Source organism: Vibrio sp. 1249-1, from assembly GCF_033340495.1.
Genome location: NZ_JAWOWJ010000005.1, coordinates 326283 through 344923, shown reverse-complemented (window position 1 = coordinate 344923; position 18641 = coordinate 326283). Strand labels below are relative to the sequence as shown.

General features: G+C 45.1%; 16 protein-coding genes. All 16 read right to left on the bottom strand.

What is annotated here, in order from left to right:
- Nucleotides 1-32 precede the first annotated feature (32 nt).
- The 16 genes from dnaE to rpsB all read right to left on the bottom strand — a co-directional run bounded on the left by dnaE (nt 33) and on the right by rpsB (nt 18551).
- Entirely contained in the window at nt 33-3512 is a 3480-nt protein-coding gene (gene dnaE, locus R7Z50_RS12220) for a DNA polymerase III subunit alpha (RefSeq protein WP_318149104.1), read from the bottom strand.
- Nucleotides 3513-3593: 81 nt separating this feature from the next.
- On the bottom strand, nt 3594-4229 hold the full coding sequence (rnhB, locus tag R7Z50_RS12215; protein ID WP_005380361.1) for a ribonuclease HII: 636 nt from the start codon (nt 4227-4229) through the stop codon (nt 3594-3596).
- Nucleotides 4230-4238: 9 nt separating this feature from the next.
- Nucleotides 4239-5378 carry a lipid-A-disaccharide synthase gene (lpxB, locus tag R7Z50_RS12210; RefSeq protein WP_005391809.1) on the bottom strand — a complete coding sequence of 380 codons (1140 nt, stop codon included), beginning with the start codon at nt 5376-5378 and terminating at the stop codon, nt 4239-4241.
- A gap of 119 nt (nt 5379-5497) precedes the next feature.
- The gene (gene lpxA, locus R7Z50_RS12205) at nt 5498-6286 is read right to left on the bottom strand and encodes an acyl-ACP--UDP-N-acetylglucosamine O-acyltransferase (protein WP_005380357.1); all 789 of its coding nucleotides are present in this window, start codon (nt 6284-6286) and stop codon (nt 5498-5500) included.
- 1 nt (nt 6287) lies between these two features.
- Complete coding sequence (gene fabZ / locus R7Z50_RS12200; protein ID WP_005380349.1) at nt 6288-6740, bottom strand: 3-hydroxyacyl-ACP dehydratase FabZ; 453 nt, start codon at nt 6738-6740, stop codon at nt 6288-6290.
- Nucleotides 6741-6972: 232 nt separating this feature from the next.
- Nucleotides 6973-8004, bottom strand: coding sequence for a UDP-3-O-(3-hydroxymyristoyl)glucosamine N-acyltransferase (gene lpxD, locus R7Z50_RS12195; protein WP_005380347.1), 1032 nt, complete (start codon nt 8002-8004; stop codon nt 6973-6975).
- Nucleotides 8005-8010: 6 nt separating this feature from the next.
- A complete protein-coding gene (locus R7Z50_RS12190) occupies nt 8011-8520 on the bottom strand; it encodes an OmpH family outer membrane protein (protein WP_005391804.1) in 510 nt (169 codons plus the stop codon).
- Nucleotides 8521-8533: 13 nt separating this feature from the next.
- A complete protein-coding gene (gene bamA, locus R7Z50_RS12185; RefSeq protein ID WP_005391802.1) occupies nt 8534-10948 on the bottom strand; it encodes an outer membrane protein assembly factor BamA in 2415 nt (804 codons plus the stop codon).
- 44 nt (nt 10949-10992) lie between these two features.
- Nucleotides 10993-12351 carry a sigma E protease regulator RseP gene (gene rseP, locus R7Z50_RS12180; RefSeq protein WP_005380334.1) on the bottom strand — a complete coding sequence of 453 codons (1359 nt, stop codon included), beginning with the start codon at nt 12349-12351 and terminating at the stop codon, nt 10993-10995.
- Nucleotides 12351-13556, bottom strand: coding sequence for a 1-deoxy-D-xylulose-5-phosphate reductoisomerase (gene ispC / locus R7Z50_RS12175; protein WP_005391796.1), 1206 nt, complete (start codon nt 13554-13556; stop codon nt 12351-12353). The genes rseP and ispC overlap by 1 nt, the downstream gene beginning before the upstream one ends.
- Nucleotides 13557-13606: 50 nt before the next feature.
- The gene (locus tag R7Z50_RS12170) at nt 13607-14449 is read right to left on the bottom strand and encodes a phosphatidate cytidylyltransferase (RefSeq protein WP_005385351.1); all 843 of its coding nucleotides are present in this window, start codon (nt 14447-14449) and stop codon (nt 13607-13609) included.
- 12 nt (nt 14450-14461) lie between these two features.
- Nucleotides 14462-15217, bottom strand: coding sequence for an isoprenyl transferase (locus R7Z50_RS12165; RefSeq protein ID WP_005380331.1), 756 nt, complete (start codon nt 15215-15217; stop codon nt 14462-14464).
- A 96-nt stretch (nt 15218-15313) separates the two neighbouring features.
- Nucleotides 15314-15871: a ribosome recycling factor gene (frr, locus tag R7Z50_RS12160; RefSeq protein ID WP_005380330.1), complete on the bottom strand. Its 558-nt coding sequence runs from the start codon at nt 15869-15871 to the stop codon at nt 15314-15316.
- 100 nt (nt 15872-15971) lie between these two features.
- Nucleotides 15972-16697, bottom strand: coding sequence for a UMP kinase (gene pyrH / locus R7Z50_RS12155; protein ID WP_005380329.1), 726 nt, complete (start codon nt 16695-16697; stop codon nt 15972-15974).
- A gap of 147 nt (nt 16698-16844) precedes the next feature.
- Complete coding sequence (gene tsf, locus R7Z50_RS12150; protein WP_005380328.1) at nt 16845-17690, bottom strand: translation elongation factor Ts; 846 nt, start codon at nt 17688-17690, stop codon at nt 16845-16847.
- Nucleotides 17691-17822: 132 nt separating this feature from the next.
- Complete coding sequence (gene rpsB, locus R7Z50_RS12145) at nt 17823-18551, bottom strand: 30S ribosomal protein S2 (protein ID WP_005380327.1); 729 nt, start codon at nt 18549-18551, stop codon at nt 17823-17825.
- Nucleotides 18552-18641: the final 90 nt, after the last annotated feature.

Sequence of the window (18641 nt, the reverse complement as noted above, 5' to 3'; positions counted from 1 at the left end):
TTACTCAGCGTCTAACATATTGCGCTGAATTTTTAGTTAAATTCGAGTTCTACCTGGCTTTTGCCAAGCAACTGTTTTAAATCGTCGAGTAATGTATCACTTGGCGTAACTCGCCACTCGGTGCCCAATGTTAACCGCGCTCTGGCGTCGGCACGCTGGTAGTATACATTGACGGGTACGGTTCCGGCTTTGTGCGGTTCTAAAATACGGCTGAACTGCTCAAAAAACTGATCGTTGATCTGATTTGCATCTATCGATACCGACAAACCACGAGCGTATTTCTCGCGCGCACTGCCGAGATCCATAACTTCACGCGCCGACATTTTAAGGCCACCGTTGAAGTCATCAAAGCTGACCTGTCCAGAAACGACCAAAATTCTGTCTTTTTCGAGAAGTTCAGCGTATCGATCCAGCGCATCTGAGAACAACATCACTTCCATGCGACCACTTCGGTCATCCAGTGTCATAATACCAATTCGTGTACCACGTTTGGTCGTCATTACACGAGCGACAATAACCAGGCCGGCTACCGTGACAGATTGATCGCGGCGAGTGGGCGTTGCGTCTTTTAGTCGACAACTGGTGTATTTGTTTAGTTCCTTTACGTAGGCGTTAATTGGGTGCCCTGTCAAATATAGACCTAGGGTATCACGCTCGCCCTCTAACCACACTTTTTCTGGCCAAGGCGGAACCTGCGTATACTTATGCTCTACTTCTTCAGGTGCATCCGTTAGCACACCAAACATATCCGTTTGACCAAACGCCTCAGCTTGGTGATGTTGACTTGCTGCTTTTACCGCATCATTGAGTGACGCCATCATCGCCGCGCGGTGTGGGCCTAGTCGATCCAACGCACCCGCGTAAATCAGCTTCTCTATCACTCGTTTATTGACGCGTTTTAGATCAACTCGAGCACAGAAATCAAATAGGTCTTTAAAGTGACCACCTTTATTTCTCGCCTCAAGAATCGCATCGATAGGGCCCTCACCAACCCCTTTTATCGCACCAATACCGTAAACAATTGCGCCATTTTCATCAACATTAAAGCGATATAGGCCAGAGTTGATGTCTGGTGGCAGCACGGTAAGCTTCATACGGAAACACTCATCGACCAAGCCAACGACTTTTTCCGTGTTATCCATATCGGCTGTCATTACCGCAGCCATAAATTCGGCAGGATAATGTGTTTTCAGCCAAAGAGTTTGATAAGAAACCAATGCATAAGCAGCAGAGTGCGATTTGTTAAAACCATAACCGGCGAACTTCTCTACCAAGTCGAAGATTTTCATCGCCAACTCGCCATCGATACCGTTCTTTATCGCACCTTCTTCAAAGATAGCACGTTGTTTTGCCATCTCTTCTGGCTTTTTCTTACCCATTGCACGACGGAGCATGTCCGCACCACCTAGCGTATAACCCGCTAAGATCTGCGCAATCTGCATTACCTGCTCTTGGTACAGGATGATGCCGTAGGTTGGATCAAGCGTCTCTTTTAGCGACTCGTGTTGCCACTTTTCATCTGGATAAGAGATCGCTTCTCGACCATGTTTACGGTCGATAAAGTTATCTACCATGCCCGATTGCAAAGGACCCGGACGGAAGAGTGCTACCAATGCGATAATGTCTTCGAAACAGTCTGGCTGAAGTCGTTTGATCAGCTCTTTCATGCCTCGAGATTCAAGCTGGAATACTGCTGTCGTTTCAGAGTTTTGCAACAAACGGAAAGAGGCAGGGTCTTCTAACGGTATGGATTCAATTTGAACCGGTTCTTTCCCTTCTCGCTCTAGGCGTGGGTTAATCAGTCCTAACGCCCAGTCAATAATGGTTAAGGTACGTAAACCTAAGAAGTCAAACTTAACTAGGCCAGCGGTCTCAACATCGTTTTTATCAAATTGAGTAACCGGAAAGTGACCTTCAGCGTCTGCATAAATTGGCGCAAAATCGGTAATTGTTGTAGGTGAAATTACAACACCACCAGCGTGTTTACCGGCGTTTCGCGTACAGCCTTCCAAAATATGACACATGTCGATGAGTTCTTTAACTTCCTCATCGGCCTCATACAATTCAGGTAGTGCAGGTTCAGCTTTAAACGCTTTATCTAGCGTCATGCCTGGATCGGGCGGGATCAGCTTTGAAATACGATCAACAAAACCAAATGGGTGGCCCAATACGCGGCCAACGTCACGGATTACCGCTTTTGCCGCCATGGTACCAAACGTGATGATCTGAGACACCGCGTCGCGACCGTACATTTCCGCAACGTGGTCAATAACCTGGTCACGTTTATCCATACAGAAATCGACGTCGAAATCGGGCATCGAAACACGTTCTGGGTTCAAGAAACGTTCGAACAGCAAGTCGTATTCTAGTGGATCCAGATCGGTGATTTTTAGTGCGTAAGCCACCAAAGAACCAGCACCGGAACCACGTCCAGGACCGACAGGAATTCCATTATCTTTTGACCACTGGATGAACTCCATTACGATCAAGAAGTAACCAGGAAATCCCATTTGGTTGATAACATCTAGCTCTATCTGAAGACGTTCATCATATTCAGGGCGGCGACGTTTTCTCTCTTCCTCATCTGGAAATAGAAACTCTAAACGCTCTTCCAACCCCTCTCGGGATTTCATGACTAGGAACTCAGTCTCTTTCATCCCTTCGGTTGGGAAGGCTGGTAGGAAGTACTCCCCTAAGCGCACAGTCACGTTACAACGCTTCGCTATCTCGACACTGTTTTCTAACGCTTCAGGAATATCAGCAAACAGCTCGCACATTTCTTCTTCTGTACGAAGATATTGCTGCGGACTGTAGTTTTTTGGCCTGCGCGGATCTTCTAATGTGTAACCATCGTGAATCGCTACGCGTATTTCATGAGCATCAAATAGGTCTGGACTCAGGAATACAACTTCATTGGTCGCCACTACTGGCAAGTCTTGCTGCTCTGCCAATTCAACCGCAAAGTGAAGATAAGTTTCTTCATCTGGACGACCGGTACGAAGTAGCTCAAGATAAAAGCGATCTGGAAAATGCTGTTTATAGAAATCAACACACCCTTGCACCATTTGACGGTTGCCTTTCAAAAGGCCGCGACCAATTTCTCCGCTTTTACCGCCGGATAATACAATCAAGCCTTCAGACATTTCAGCCAACCAGGCTTTATCAATCACTGGGTGGTGTTGAACATGTCCACGTAAGTACGCTTTTGATATCAATAACGTCAGGTTCTTATAACCTACATTATCCGCCGCAAGCAAAGTCACTTGTGTCAGCTCTTCACCAAACTCGTCCGACTGCATTTTAAAGTCAGCACCAATGATCGGTTTAACACCACTGCCATGCGCCGTACCGTAAAACTTCACCAAACCACATAGGTTGGTAAAGTCGGTCAACGCCATTGCGGGCATACCGAGCTCAGCAACTTTCTTTACGATTGGCGGAACTTTGTTGAGGCCATCCACCATCGAGAAGTCACTATGAACACGCAGGTGGATGAATTTGGGATCTGACATTAACAGGTACCGTGTAACTCTATTTTGTTGGGGATTCTAACCTAAAGAGGTTGGGTTTATAACACCAATTAGATCGTTTGATTATTCTATGCCTAACGCTTTTTTTACTGGCTTGAAACTCTTGCGGTGTTCACTGATCACTCCGTGTTGCTCAATCGCTTCAAAGTGCGCTTTAGTTGGGTAACCTTTGTGCTTCGCGAAGCCAAATTGTGGATGAAGTTTATCCAACTCTTCCATCTCTTGGTCACGCACGACTTTGGCAATAATTGAAGCCGCACTGATTTCGGCAACACGTAGATCGCCTTTTACTACAGCTTGAGCATCCATTGGCAGCTCCGGACAACGGTTACCATCAATCAACACCAAATCAGGTTGAACCTGTAACCCCGCCACTGCACGCTGCATCGCAACCATAGTCGCCTGCAAAATATTCAGTTGATCGATTTCTTCAGGAGAGCAACGCCCGACCGCCCACGCCAATGCTTTTTCTTTGATTTCAGGAAGCAACGCCATGCGTTTCTTTTCGGTCAATTTTTTCGAATCGTTCAACCCTTCAATAGGATTGTTAGGATCAAGGATAACCGCAGCGGTGACGACGTCTCCCACCAAAGGACCACGTCCTACCTCGTCGACTCCGGCCACAAGCTGGTAACCTTGCGGATATTCAAACGGAGGGAGTTCAACTTTGGTTTTGGTCGCTTTTGGTTTAACAGCCATGATAAATCTCTATTTTTCAATCAGTTTTAGAACCGCGTTTGCGGCTTGTTGGTCCGCATCTTTACGAATCCAATGATGCATTTCCGTAAACTTATCTAACATCAGTTTATTGTCGCTTTCCAATAAGCGAGAAACCTCAGTAAACAAATTGTCTGGTGTGCATTCATCTTGTAGATATTCTTTGACAAGCTCATCATCCGCCAAGATATTCGGCAATGACACATACTTCGTTTTCAATAAACGTTTAGCCAAGAAAGCGGTAAATGCATTCACACGATAACCCACCACCATTGGACGCTTGAGAAGCATACACTCCAACGCTACAGTACCAGAGGCCAGCATCACGGCATCGGATGCGGTGATGACGTTGCGTGCAGTGTCATCAACTAACTTGAAGTCTAATTCTGGTGCGAGCACTTTCCATGCTTGTTCAAACTGCTCACGGCGTTTTTGATTAACAAGCGCGACAACAAACCCCAGTTCTGGAAATTTTTTATGAAGTAACTTGCAGGTTTCAATAAATGGCTCTGAGAGCATTTTTAACTCGCTACCACGACTGCCTGGCAGGACAGCAAGCCACTTTTTATCTTGTTCTAAACCAAGCAACTCACGTGCAGGCGCTTGTTCTGATTCTAGTGGGATGGCATCAGCCAAGGTATGACCAATGAACTCACAAGGTACATTAAATTTGTCGTAAAACGCTTTCTCAAACGGAAGAAATGCTAGCACCAAGTTCGTTGCCGCTTCTATTTTAAAGATGCGCTTCTGACGCCAAGCCCAAACAGACGGACTCACGTAATGAACGGTTTTAATGCCCGCTTGCTTGAGGTCAAGCTCCAAGCGTAAGTTGAAGTCAGGAGCATCGATCCCGATGAAAACATCAGGCGGATTCTGAGTAAAATACTGAACGAGCTCAGCTTTCACTTTAAGAAGTCTCGGTAAGCGGCCTAAAACCTCGACTAATCCCATCACCGCAAGCTCTTCCATATCAAACAGAGACTCGCAACCTTGGGCTATCATTTTCGGACCGCCAATGCCTACGAACTCTGCGTCTGGATATTGCTGCTTTACTGCTTTGATAAAGCCTTCACCTAGCGTATCGCCAGACAATTCTCCGGCAATGATGCCAATACGTAATGGTCTTTCCATATCTACTTCGCTATTTTTCCTGTGCGCTATGGATAACGGTTTGCCTTATCCATAAAACACAAAAAGATCGTAACCTCAAATTCGGTCACGATCTTTTTATTTATTGGTTCATTCGCCAATTAACGAATAATGCCACGTTCCGTCGTTTCCAGAATATCTGAGAAACGCTTCACTGCTGGCCACTCTTGAGCCATTTCAGCTAGAATAGGCTTCACTTCTTCTAGCGTCTTACCTGAACGGTAGATTTCTTTATACGCTTTTTGTAGCGCACGAATCTCTGGTTTCTCAAAGCCATTACGCTTCAAGCCAACAAGGTTCAAGCCGAAAGGTGTGGCGTGGTTACCTTGCGCGAGTACGTAAGCTGGGACATCTTGCACCACTGCTGAACAGCCGCCAATGTACGCGTAAGCGCCCACTGTACAAAACGGATGAATCGCAGACAGTGCCATCACACCGGCATAATCATCAACAGTAACGTGACCACCAAGAATCGAGTTATTACCGATATGAGTGTGGTTACCAATAACAACATCATGCGCAACGTGTGCATTCACACACAATAAGTTGTCATCACCAATGATCGTGGTTGCTTTGTCTTGCACTGTGCCGCGGTGAACTTGGACCGCTTCACGAATGACGTTACGGTCACCGATAACCACAGTTGTGTCTTCACCACCGTATTTTTTGTCTTGGTTTTCTTCACCAATGACAGCATGTGGGAAAATACGGTTATCTTTGCCAATAGTTGTGTGACCTTTGATCACAACGTGAGACATCACTTCTGTGCCTTCACCAATTTCAACCGTAGAGGTGATGTACGTAAAAGGACCTACTGTTACGTTAGCACCAATTTTGGCGCCCTCTTCTACCACCGCTGCCGGGTGGATTTTAGCGGTTTCATGAATCATATTAAAACTCTCGACGAGCACACTTCAGTTCTGCAGAACATACCACTTCACCGTCAACTTTTGCTACACCGCTAAATGCAGCAATGCCGCGACGTTCTTTCAGAAATTCTACCTCAATAACCAATTGGTCGCCCGGAACCACTGGTTTACGGAATTTCGCGCCGTCTACGCTTGCAAAGTAGTACAGTTCATTTTCTGTTGGTGCACCAAATGATTTAAATGCAAGTAAGCCTGTTGCCTGAGCCATTGCTTCTAAAATCAAAACACCTGGGAATACTGGTAGTTGAGGAAAGTGACCTGTGAACTGAGGTTCGTTAACCGACACGTTTTTAATCGCGTGAAGGTACTTCTCTTCTTGGAAGTCTATCACTCGGTCGATCAATAAGAATGGGTAGCGATGAGGTAGTAGCTCTTGAATTTCAGAGATGTTCATCGTTTTCTTTTCAGTAGTCAAAGTCGTCTTCCTATATCAATTTTTTGCCGCCAAGATGGCAAACGTGGCAACAGGTCGTAAAGCCGAATCGCTTTGCAATATACTAGCAAAATACGCACCATCTTGGAGTTAAATCTACTTAGAGCGCGTCATTATAGAAGAAAAAGACCCGCATTTCGCGAGTCTTCTTACAGAATATGGAACTAGAGCTTGTTAGCCTTCGTATTAAATACAGAGCGAAAGATAACTTGTTCTAAATTTCTTCTTTCTGTTCCAGCTGTTTTTCAACCGCTTTTAGGCGCTTATTCATCTCATCAATACGGTGAACTCGAGTCGCGGTCTTACGCCACTCTCTGTTCGTTTGTAGTGGGATACCTGATGAGTAAAGGCCTTTTTCTTCGATACTGCGCATTACCATGCCCATACCTGTAATAGCCACACCATCTGCGATAGTGATATGGCCATTCAGAACAGACGCGCCGCCAATCTGGCAGTACTTACCAATTTTTGTACTGCCCGCGACAATAGTACCACCAGGCATCACGGTACCATATCCGATCTGCACGTTGTGCGCGATTTGAAGTTGGTTATCCAGAATGACATTGTCTTCAATGATAGTATCTTCGAGTGCACCGCGGTCAATCGTAGTACAAGCACCAATCTCAACGCGGTTACCGATACGCACTGAACCAAGCTGAGGAATTTTAATCCACTCGCCTTTGTCATTCGCATAACCGAAGCCATCAGAGCCAATGACGGTACCCGATTGAACGAGACAGTCATCACCCAATGACACTTCATGGTAGATAGTGACATTAGCCCAAAGCTTGGTGTTATTCCCTAGCTTGGCGTTCTTACCGATAAAACAACCAGCACCAACACTTACGTTGTCGCCGAGTTCCACGCCCGTTTCAATCACAGCGTTAGCGCCGATTGTAACGTTCTCACCCATCTTAACGTCAGCGGCAATCACAGCACTTGGTGCAATATCGTCTGCCGGTTTTGGTGTGGTATCCATCGCTTGGACCACACGAGCAAATGCGACATAAGGGTCTGAAACCACTAGCGCATTTCCAACGCATTGATCTTTATGCTCAGCCTTTACCATAACAACGGTAGCTTGGCACTCAGAAAGGTGTTTTGCGTATTTTGGGTTAGACAAGAAGGTTACGTCACCTTCTTGTGCTTTATCCATTGGAGCAACACGGCTTACAACGAGAGACTCGTCACCAAACAGCTCACCCCCGGTAATTGTCGCCAATTCGGCTAATGTTAATGTCTTCATAACTTCTTATTTTAGAGCTTTAATTACGTCTTCAGAGATATTGTATTCTGGCTTGCCGTACTGCAAAGCAGAGATATCAATCACAAGATCGTAACCATTTTTGTCTGCGACTTTCTTAACTGCATCTTGAATCGTTTTGAAAAGCTTCGCTTTTTCTTCAGCTTCACGACGCGCACTTGCTTTTTCAAGTGCTTGTGCTTTCACTTTGTACTCGCTGTCGAGCTTCGCGATATCGATACGTAGCTTTTCAACTTCGTCTTGACCCAAAAGCTCGCCGTCACGTTGTAGCTTCTCAATCTTTGTTTTAGCTTGTGCTTGGATTGACTTCAGTTCATCAGCTTTGCTTTTGAAGTCTTTCTGCATTTTTTGTAGTACAACTTCACGTTGAGGAAGAGCTTGAAAAACTTGAGCTGTATTTACGTAAGCAATTTTCTGTGCAGCTTCTGCCGCATTTGCAAACATTGAAGAGCTCAGTACAAGAAGGCCAATCCCAGCCGCTTTGATCATTTTATTCAAAATATTTTCCTCTTTAGAAAGTTCTACCGATAGTGAATGTGAAGAACTCTTCATCATCGCCATCAAATTTCTTAATTGGTTTCGCTAGTGAGAATACTAGTGGCCCCATTGGAGACATCCACTGCAACGCCGCACCGTAAGAAGAGCGGTAGTTGGTTGGATCTGAGTAATCGTAGTAGTAACGGTCACCATATTCCGCACCTGAATCGCGGTAGTCAAACTCCGTATCCCAAACACTTGCCATATCAAAGAAGATACTGGTACGAATTTGGTTTTGTACTTCTTCTGATGCAAATGGTGTTGGGACAATCAACTCAACACTTGCTAGCGCTACGGCGTTACCACCAACAGAGTCATCTGTTGCTGTATCTGCGCCATTGTTTGAACCAGATGTATCACGGTAAACCGCTTTAGGACCAACAGAGTTTGAGCCAAAGCCACGAAGCGATGTAAAGCCACCTGCGTAGTAGTTTTCGTAGAATGGGAACAAGTTATCGTTGCCATCCGTTTGACCGTAACCATTACCGTAACCTAAGCGGCCACGGAACAAGAGGGTAAACTCGTGCTTTTTAGTCAATGGCACATACTGACGAACATCGTACTGCATTTTGAAGTATTGAACGTCAGAGCCAGGTACGGTCATTTTATAGAATGCACGCTGATGGTTACCTGCCGTAGGGAAGTAGCCACGGTTTAAGTTATTACGTGTCCAAGAGATATTGAAGTCGAAATCGTTTGTGTTCAACGCTCCACTAGAATCAATGTTGTCTGCTTGTGCTCGTAAGAACTGCTCTACCTGTAAGTAAGGCGATAAGTTACCGATCTTGTTGTGCGTATAACCGACACCGAATTCAAAACGGTTCAACTCATCGAATGGGAAACCCCACGTTAAGCTCGCGCCATAGCTTTCGTTGGTATAGTCAACGATATTGGCTTCTTTCGCTTCAAATTCGTTATAGAAAACCTTACCACCTAAGCTTACACCGTCTAAGTTCCAGTACGGATCACGGTAATCTAGACTGATGTTTTTCTGGTAGTCATTCATCATCGCGTTGATACCAACACGGTTACCACTACCAATAAAGTTATCTTGTTGCAGGCCAACCTGGAAGCTCACACCCGATTCTGTACCGTAGCCAACACCGAAGTTAACGCTACCAGAGTTCGCTTCTTTGACAGAGTAAACTAGGTCAACTTGATCATCACTACCAGGAACTCGAACCGTCTGTACTTCAACATTTTCAAAGTAGCCCAAACGATTTAGACGAGTTTTACCCGTTTCAATCGATTTCGAGTTCAACCAACTGCCTTCCATCTGACGCATTTCACGACGAAGGACTTCATCTTTGGTTGAGTTATTACCCGTGAAGCGAATATCACGAACATAAATTCGGTTACCCGGGTCTACGTTAACGACCAAAGAAACTTCTTGATTCTCGTCGTCAAACTCTGGAATGGTATTCACTTGAGGATAAGCATAACCGGACTCACCAAGCACACGCTTAATCCCTTCTTCCATTGAAGTAACCAACGAGCCGTTGTATGTCTCATTGTCTTCAAATGGCACAAGTCTTTCGAACGTCGCTTCCTCGCCAATCAAATCACCACGGAACTTCACGTCCTTAACGGTGTAAACCTCGCCCTCTTCTAGACCAAGAGTAATGTATACCCCTTTCTTGTCAGGAGAGATTGCAACTTGTGTCGAATCAACGTTAAATTTTAAGTAACCACGATCCAGGTAGAATGATTTGAGTGCTTCAATATCGCCTGCAAGAACTTGCTTTTGATACTTTTCATCAGAAAGGAAATTCCACCACGGCACATCAACATTTAAGTTAAAGCGCGAAAGCAGTTCTTCATCACTGAACACTTCATTACCGATAAAGTTGATTTGCTGAATTTTTGCCGACACACCTTCAGTAAAGACAAACTTAAGATCAGAACGATTACGTGGTAGTGGAGTCACCACCGCTTTTACTGTTGCGTTGTATTTACCTACGCTGTAGTAAAAGTCTTCTAAGCCTTTTTCAATGTTGCTTAGCGTGGTGCGGTCAAGCGCTTCACCTTCACGAACGCCAGACGCGTTCAGGTTTTCTTGTAGCTGCTCGTCCTTGATTGCTTTGTTACCTGAAAAAGAGATGCTTGCAATGGTAGGACGTTCTTTGACTTGAACCATCAGAACACCACCGTCACGCAACACTTTCACATCTTCAAAGTTACCAGATGCATACAGGGCGCGGATAATTTCTGCAACATCGCCTTGGCCAATGGTATCACCGACACGTACAGGCATTTTCAACAATGCAGCACCCAGTGCTACACGCTGCAATCCATCGATTTCAATATCTTGAACTACGAAGTTCTCTGCTCCATTTGCAGATACACTGGTCGCCAGTAAACTTGCAAATAGAATTCGCTTAATCGCCATACTTGTTCTAATTATTCCTTGCTACTGCTTTTGTCTCTGAACTATCACAGACGAGTAAAATCATTAAATAGCGCTAACGCCATGAGCGAGAAGATGATCGCACCACCAATTCTAAAGCCCATTTCCTGCACTTTCTCAGGAACAGGACGTCGAATGACTGCTTCAATTGCAAAAAACAACAAATGACCGCCATCCAACATTGGTAAAGGAACGAGGTTAATAATACCTAGGTTAACACTAATTAGAGCGAGAAAACCTAAAAAGTAGACCAAACCATAATCTGCTGTCGCGCCTGCGCCTTTGGCTATTGATATTGGTCCACTCAGATTATTCAGACCAACGTCTCCAACAATCAGCTTCTTAAGCATGCTGATTGTCAAACCAATGACTTGGCCAGTTTTGTCTACTGCTTTACCTATTGACTCGAATACACCAAACTGAAGATCGAAGCGATAACTTTCTGGCCATTCTGCGACTTTAGGTGCAATACCTGCAAAACCAACGACTTCTTTGTTAGCTAGCTCACGGCTACCGGGCGTCAGCGTCAATGTTTGCTCATAACCCTGACGTAACACTGTCAATTCAAGCGGTGTATCAGGATTAGAACGAACCGCCTCAACCACTTGCTTCCATTCGGTTACGCGTTGTTGACCAATTGCGACAACCTCATCACCTGGAAGCACACCGGCTTTTTCCGCCGCTCCACCTTGCGAGACCTGCTCGATAACTCGATACACCTCCGGTGTATACGGAGCAAAACCTAACGACTGCATCGCTGACTGAGTTTCTGGGTCGAACTTCCACTCACGTAAATCGAGCGTTTTCGTTACTTCTGAACCAACTTCATTCGCTGACGTTAGTGTTACCGTCATCAAATCATCGCCAATATGAGAAATCAATCCCATATTTACTGATTCCCAATCCGGAGTTTTGATACCAGATATCGATTTAAGTTCCATTCCAGATTCAATTCCAGCTTCCGCAACAATCGAATTGGGCGTAACTTCACCAATTACAGGCTTAACTGCTGGGATACCAATTAGAAATACCAACCAATAGGCAAAAATTGCGAAAAGAAAATTAAAGATGGGGCCAGCCGCAACAATAGAGGTTCGTTTCCATAACGGCTTCTTATCAAACGCTAGGTGCTTCTCATGTTCTGGCACCTCATCGACACGGCTATCAACCATTTTCACATAGCCGCCGAGAGGGATCATTGAGATGCTGTACTCCGTTCCGTCTTTGCCTACTTTACTCCAAATAGACTTGCCGAAACCGATTGAAAACTTTTCAACTTTAACGCCGCAACGGCGAGCAACCCAAAAATGCCCAAATTCGTGCACGGCAACAAGAATGCCCAGTGCGACGATAAAAGAAATGAGATTCCACAATATACCAGTCATCAGCTACGCTCGCGTATGGTTTCTAGGGCAATAGTTCGTGCCATTCTATCTAGCTCGAGCAAGCTTTCCAAGCTATTCGCATTCTCAGCTTTGCAGCTTGCGTTGATTTTATTCAACACAGACTCATTGATGCGAGCAATATCGGTAAAACCTAGTCTGTTATTTAAAAATGCATCAACAGCGACTTCATTAGCTGCATTCAATGCTGTTGTTGCGTGTTGACCTTCATAACAGGCATCAATTGCGAGCTTTAAACATGGGTAACGAGCAAAATCAGGCTGCAAAAACGTCAGCTCACCAACTTTCGTGAAGTCTAGCGGCTTAACCCCAGCTTCCACTCTTGACGGGTATGACATGGTGAGCGCAATTGGCGTCGCCATATCCGCTTCTCCCATTTGTGCCAAGACCGAACCATCACGATACTGAACCATAGAATGAATTACCGATTGAGGATGAATAACCACCTTCAGTTGTTCGCGAGCAGCATTAAATAGCCACTTAGCTTCGATATACTCAAGGCCTTTATTCATCATCGTGGCAGAATCAACAGAAATTTTTGGCCCCATCGACCAGTTTGGATGAGCAATCGCCTGCGCGGGTGTCACCTGCTCCAGTTCTGCGATGTCAGTGTAACGGAAAGGACCACCAGATCCAGTCAACAAAATATGAGAAATGCCATGTTCTTGTAAATTGCAACGACCTAGATTGGTTTGTACTTGCTGTGGTAAACATTGGAAAATGGCGTTGTGTTCACTGTCGACGGGAAGTAGCTCTGCGCCAAATTCTTCTACAGCATCAATAAATAGCTGGCCTGACATTACAAGTGCTTCTTTATTTGCCAACAAGACTCGCTTACCTGCTTTCACGGCAGCCATGGTAGGCAATAAGCCAGCGGCTCCTACAATAGCAGCCATTACACTGTCGACCTCGTCCAGCGAAGCTATATGACATAGCGCATCAGTACCACCTAGCACTTCGGTACCTGGCGAAACCGAGTGTAGCTCAGCTTGAAGTTGAGACGCCGCAGCTTTATCTGCCATGACCGCATATTTAGGTTGCCACTGACGACATAGACCGATCATCTTTTCAACGTTAGTGCTTGCCGCTAAGGCAACGACAGAAAACAGATCTGGGTTTTGTTCGACCACTTTAAGCGTGCTTGCACCAATTGATCCAGTAGCACCAAGAATCGTTAACTTTTGCATGTTGTAAGACCGTTAGAAAGCTCAGGAGCGACGACGCCGCTCCTGATAAATTAGAATACGTAGTAAAGAAGAGCAAAAACTGGGAATGCTGCGGTTAGGCTGTCGATACGATCTAGCACACCACCGTGCCCTGGGATAATGTTACTGCTGTCTTTAATGCCTGAGACACGTTTGAACATACTTTCAACCAGATCACCAAGCACTGAAATAACGACAGTAACCAGCGTAATCAGCACCATATGGACAGGGCTAGTGAACTGGATGTCGAACCAATCAGCAAATGCCCACGCTACGATTAATGCCGTGATAATGCCACCAATTAGCCCTTCAATAGTTTTATTGGGGCTTACATGAGGAGCCATCTTACGTTTGCCTAAGCTTTTGCCTGCAAAGTAGGCGCCGCTATCTGCAGCCCATACCAAGAAACAAACGTACAACACAAGCTTTGCGCCGTGGTATGGATCTACAGTGATGTCATACGCTCTGAGAATAATCACACTCCAAAGGAATGGGATTAATGTCAGAAAACCAAATACATGACGTAAAACAAAATTACTTTGCCAAGATTTCGTCGTTTTGGGGTAAGTAATCGCCATTAAGCTAGCAATAATCCACCAAACAAAACCAATACCCAAGACGACATAATGAGGTGTCGTTAAGTGATTGAGGCTATATGCATCAGGCGAGATGTATAGAAAACTAAGTCCGGTAATAATGATTGCCGGCACAAGGGCAGCAATGCGAGAGTTGCTTCCTGTAAACTGAGTCCACTCCCAAAAACCTAATAGCGTTATTGCAGTTAAAGCGGCAATAAAGCCCATTAGCGGTAATTTAAAAATGCCTAAAATAACCAGGGGAGCTAAAATTAGTGCTGTTATTATTCTCTGTTTCAAACTAACTAGTCCTTATTGAGCTGCCATCAATGCCTTTATTTGTTCACCTGTACAGCCAAAACGACGTTCTCGGTTGATAAACCAAGTCACAGCTTCTACCAAACTGTCTTCATCGAATTCTGGCCAGTACTCTGGTGTAAAGTACATTTCTGCATAAGCCATTTGCCACAACATAAAGTTGCTGATGCGGCACTCTCCACTGGTGCGAATTAAAAGATCCACTTCCGGTAGGTCTGCCATGGTCAAATGCTCAGTGATTAGCTGCTCATTGATATCCTCTACACGAATTTCACCGTTACGTGCTTTTAGCGCTAACGTTTTAGCAGCTTCTGTGATGTCCCATTTACCGCCATAGTTGGCTGCAATGTTGATCACCATACCCGTGTTATCTGCCGTTAGGTTTTCTGCTTCTACAATTTTCTTTTGTAGACGCTCACTAAATCGACTGGTATCACCGATCACGCGCAAGCGTAAGTTATTTTTGTGTAGTTTTTTTACTTCACTAGACAGGACCGTGATAAACAGTTCCATCAAAAGACCCACTTCTTCCTCCGGACGACGCCAGTTTTCACTACTAAAAGCAAACAGCGTCATGGCTCTAATGCCTAGTTTTGAAGCAGCAGCCACGGTCTTACGAACGGCACTAACGCCTTTTTTATGACCAAATACGCGAGGTTTTCCTTTGGACTTAGCCCAACGGCCATTACCGTCCATAATGATGGCAATATGCTTAGGAAGGGAATCAGAGAAGGCTTGAGAATTTTGCATAGGGAGTTAATTGAGTTCCATCAGTTGGATAGACTAACATAAAAAAACGCTGAGCTGTGAGCACAGCGTTTTCCAACAGTGATGTGTGTGGGAGTATTAAACTTCCATCAACTCTTTTTCTTTTGCAGCAAGAACTTCATCGATCTTCTTAACTGCAACGTCAGTTAGCTTTTGAATTTCGTCTTGTGCTTTACGGTCTTCATCTTCAGAGATTTCTTTATCTTTTAGAAGCGCTTTAAGATCGTTGTTTGCGTCACGACGGATGTTACGAACAGCAACACGACCACCTTCAGCTTCACCACGAACGATCTTAACTAGGTCTTTACGACGTTCTTCCGTTAGCGGTGGAAGTGGAACGCGGATGATAGTGCCAGCTGACATAGGGTTTAGACCAAGGTCAGACGTCATGATCGCTTTTTCTACTTTCGGCGTCAGCTCTTTATCAAAAACCGTGATTGCAAGTGTACGTGCATCTTCAGCAATAACGTTTGCTACTTGGTTTAGAGGTGTTGCTGCACCGTAGTATTCTACAGAAATACCAGATAGTAGGCTTGGGTGTGCACGACCTGTACGAATTTTAGAAAGGTTGTTCTTAAGCGCTTCAACGCTTTTATCCATGCGCTCTTGCGCGTCTTTTTTGATTTCGTTAATCACAGTTTCACCTTAAAAATGTCATCTTTCCTGAAGAAAGCCTAAAACGGTTGAGCAAAGCAAGCACCACCCTAACGCTTTGGAGTGGCACCTTAAGCCAAGCTTATTCGTTGATGAGCGTGCCTTCTGCTTCGCCCATAACCACGCGACGTAGTGCGCCTGGCTTGTTCATATTAAATACGCGGATTGGCATTTTGTGGTCACGAGCTAGCGTAAACGCCGCCAAGTCCATAACTTTCAGCTCTTTATCCAGAACTTCTGCATAAGATAGCTTATCATACAGCTCTGCGTCTGGGTTTGCTACAGGGTCAGCAGTAAATACACCATCAACTTTCGTCGCTTTTAGTACGACATCCGCTTCAATTTCGATACCACGTAAACAAGCAGCAGAATCCGTTGTAAAGAACGGGTTACCAGTACCAGCAGAGAAGATGACAACTCGGCCTTGGCGAAGCTCACGGATCGCATCAGCCCAATTATAGTCGTCACATACGCCTTTTAGAGGGATTGCAGACATAACGCGCGCATTTACGTATGCACGGTGAAGAGCATCACGCATCGCTAGGCCATTCATTACTGTAGCAAGCATACCCATGTGGTCACCAACTACGCGGTTCATACCAGCTTCAGCTAGGCCTGCACCACGGAACAAGTTACCGCCACCGATAACTACACCAACCTGAACACCCAGTTCAACCAGTTCTTTAACTTCTTGTGCCATACGATCAAGGACCGCAGGATCAATACCAAAACCGTCTTCACCTTGAAGAGCTTCACCACTCAGTTTTAATAGAATACGTTGATACGCTGGTTTAGGGTTCGTAGTCATGGAGTTTACCTTCCAAAGAGAGTTGTTGATTAACAGTCATGAATAGACACAACTTCAGTTATGGCTATTCATCACGGCTAATCGTTCACTGCTCATAAAAAGACCGCAGCCTTGGCTACGGTCTAATCTTTATACAGTCTCTAAGGATTAACCTTTTTGAGCTGCTGCAACTTCTTCAGCGAAGCTCATTTCTTCTTTCTTCTCGATACCTTCACCTACTTCTAGGCGAACGAACGTAGAAACTGAAGCGCCTTTTTCTTTCAGCATTTCGCCTACAGTTTTCTTAGGCTCCATGATGAAAGCTTGACCTGTTAGAGAGATCTCGCCAGTGAATTTCTTCATGCGGCCAACAACCATCTTCTCAGCGATTTCAGCAGGCTTGCCTTCGTTCATTGCGATTTCAACTTGAACCGCTTTCTCTTTTTCTACTACGTCAGCTGGTACGTCTTCTGGGTTAACGAACTCTGGCTTAGAAGCAGCAACGTGCATTGCAACGTGCTTAAGAGTTTCTGCGTCGCCTTCACCAGCAACAACAACACCGATTTTCTCACCGTGACGGTAAGAAGCGATTGCAGTGCCTTGAACGTATTCTACGCGACGGATAGTGATGTTTTCACCGATTTTAGCTACTAGAGCTACACGTGCGTCTTCGAATTGTGCTTGTAGTTCTTCAACAGAAGCTTTTGAAGCTAGAGCTGCAGCTGCAACTTCTTCTGCGAATGCAGTGAAGTTACCGTCTTTAGCAACGAAGTCAGTTTGGCAGTTAACTTCAAGAAGAACAGCAACGCCGTTTTCTTCTTTGATGATGATTGCGCCTTCAGCTGCAACGTTACCAGCTTTCTTAGCTGCTTTCGCTGCGCCAGATTTACGCATGTTTTCAATTGCTAGTTCGATGTCAGCGTTTGCTTCTACAAGCGCTTTCTTACATTCCATCATGCCAGCGCCAGTACGCTCGCGAAGTTCTTTAACTAGAGCAGCAGTTACAGTTGCCATTCTGTCTTCCTCGTTTGATTCGAAATAAGGTAAAAAACAGGGGCCTAACATTGTCGGCCCCCATTGCTAACTATAACTTAGTTTATGCTACACAAAGGTTTCACATAGACCAAGTGTGACACAGAGCCGCTATTATTCAGCTTCTACGAAACCGTCTTTTTCAGCAACTGCAGCTACGTCTTTGTTACGACCTTCAGATACTGCTGAAGCAGCAGCGTTCAGGTATAGCTGTACAGCGCGGATCGCGTCGTCGTTACCTGGGATTACGTAGTCAACGCCGTCTGGGTTAGAGTTAGTATCTACCACAGCGTATACTGGAATACCTAGGTTGTTAGCTTCTTTAATTGCAATGTGTTCGTGATCAGCGTCGATTACGAATAGAGCGTCTGGTAGGCCGCCCATGTCTTTGATACCACCAAGAGATTTCTCTAGCTTCTCCATTTCGCGAGTACGCATTAGAGCTTCTTTCTTAGTTAGTTTGTCAAAAGTACCGTCTTGAGATTGAGTCTCTAGTTCTTTTAGACGCTTGATAGACTGACGAACTGTTTTGTAGTTTGTAAGCATACCGCCTAACCAGCGGTTGTTTACGTAAAACTGGTTGCTTGCGATTGCAGCTTCTTTAACAGCTTCAGATGCAGCGCGCTTAGTACCTACGAATAGAACCTTACCTTTCTTCTCGCCAACTTTAGCTAGTTCAGCTAGAGCGTCGTTGAACATTGGTACAGTTTTTTCTAGGTTGATGATATGAACTTTGTTACGAGCGCCAAAGATGAATGGCTTCATTTTTGGGTTCCAGTAACGAGTCTGGTGACCGAAGTGAACACCAGCTTTTAGCATATCGCGCATTGATACAGTTGCCATTTTAAAATCCTCTATGGGGTTAGGCCTCCACATTCCCCATAACCCCGACCAAGCTTCTGCTCAGCACCCCGGAATATGTGACGGAATGTG